Consider the following 1,653-nt stretch of genomic DNA (forward strand, 5'->3'; position numbering starts at 1 on the left):
AGCCGTTAGGCTTAATTTGAGCTGACAGACAAGCAGGACATTAATAATGAAAAAAACGCTAAAAATATTTGGACAAGTAATTACAGGAATCATAATTCTAAGTTTAGGAATTTTGTTGATTAATTTCACAGTTCCTGGACATTGGAATTTCTGTGATGCAGACCAAATTTATATGTATTATTTTGGACTTTTGTTCATTGTTATTACAATCGGATTTTTAATTAATTCAGTAATCTTTTTAGTAAAAAAGCAGTGGATTAAGTATAGAATTATTGCTATATCCTTGACTTTATTAATTGGACTACTGATTCTGTTGACCAGAAGTATAATGACTAAAACAATTTATGGTAAGACTTTACATACAATTACTAATCAAGACGATGCTTATACTTTGATTAAAATAAGAATGTTTAAGAATCATAAATTTATTTCGGAAACTTATGACATGAGTTGTAATGTAGAAAATACAGGGACTTATAAACTGACAGATAACGAATTGACTTTAAAATTCAATGGAGAAAAGTCAGAATATCTTGAATCTCGGTATCGACTAAAAAATGACACATTAATAAGTTTAGAAAGTGAAAACTATAAACTAATAATGAATAAAAACTAAGCCTAACAATATGTATAAGTAATAGCGGTTTCTGTGAGTATTCGGGCGGTAGTGGTTCTATTCAACCCCGCCAAATCTGCCGATTTGACTATTTAGCTAAGGTGCAGCTTTGGCTACTTAGTAACTTGATACGAAACCGCGTTGAAATCCGCTACTACTCATACATTTAACGTTAGGGCCTATTAAAACCATAGCAAATGGAAATACTTATATTAATACTTTTACTATTTTTTATTGTACTCTTGGGACTGCCTATTTTGGTAACTAAATTGAGAGCAAAGGTGCATGGCGCAGATATTTCGTTTAAGGAAGCATTTGGGCTAAATATGCGACGTACGAGCAAGAAAAGTCTATTTAAAGCACTTGCATTAACTCAGAAATATGATTTAGACCTGAAACTCCCAGACCTTGAAAGTCATCATTTAGCAGGAGGTAACACTAAGAAAGTTGTTGAGAGATTTATCAAGCATAAGGACAAGAAAGGTGTTACCTATCAAATGTTAACTGCTTTGGACATTATGGGGAAAGATATTGACGATGCAATCCAAAAAACAATTGAAATTCATACTATAACAATCAATGACTTGGATTTTAGAACATTTAAAATAGATATATGGGCTAAGTTTAAGCACGGGATAGGTGTTGCATTTTGGGATGAAGTCGCAAAAAACAATGGAATTCAAGAAAGAATTCAAGAAAAGCTTTCAATGGTGGCAAAGGATTGGACTTCAACAGACCCTATTTCATCTCAGAATTTTATAAGAAATAATATACTGAATTCAGAGTATTGGGAAAGTGTATTGGGGGTTCAATTAATTCAACAGAAACTGATACTTAAGAAATAACAGGCCCTAACAATAAATAAAGGGCATAGGCTGTCTGTAGTAATTTGGAATTTTTGCTCTTGTATAAAGTTCGCCGAAGCTTTTGCTTCGGCTAGTGAAAAGAATAAATTTATAACCAAAACAAAAGCTTCGGCTTGGTGGGGTTTCGAAAGTTCAGTTTATCAAATCAGCCTACGACCCCTTATTCAAACC

Annotated in this window: 2 protein-coding genes; both read left to right on the plus strand. The window is 32.7% G+C overall.

Annotated features, from left to right (window positions below):
* Positions 1-46: 46 nt before the first annotated feature.
* Positions 47-616, plus strand: a complete 570-nt coding sequence (locus tag A8L32_RS23245; protein ID WP_066633799.1) for a hypothetical protein — start codon at positions 47-49, stop codon at positions 614-616.
* 197 nt (positions 617-813) lie between these two features.
* Positions 814-1,461, plus strand: a complete 648-nt coding sequence (locus A8L32_RS23250; RefSeq protein WP_066633803.1) for a flotillin-like FloA family protein — start codon at positions 814-816, stop codon at positions 1,459-1,461.
* The last annotated feature ends 192 nt before the right edge of the window (positions 1,462-1,653 follow it).

It is taken from the genome of Labilibacter marinus (assembly GCF_001659685.2).
GTDB lineage: Bacteria > Bacteroidota > Bacteroidia > Bacteroidales > Marinilabiliaceae > Saccharicrinis > Saccharicrinis marinus.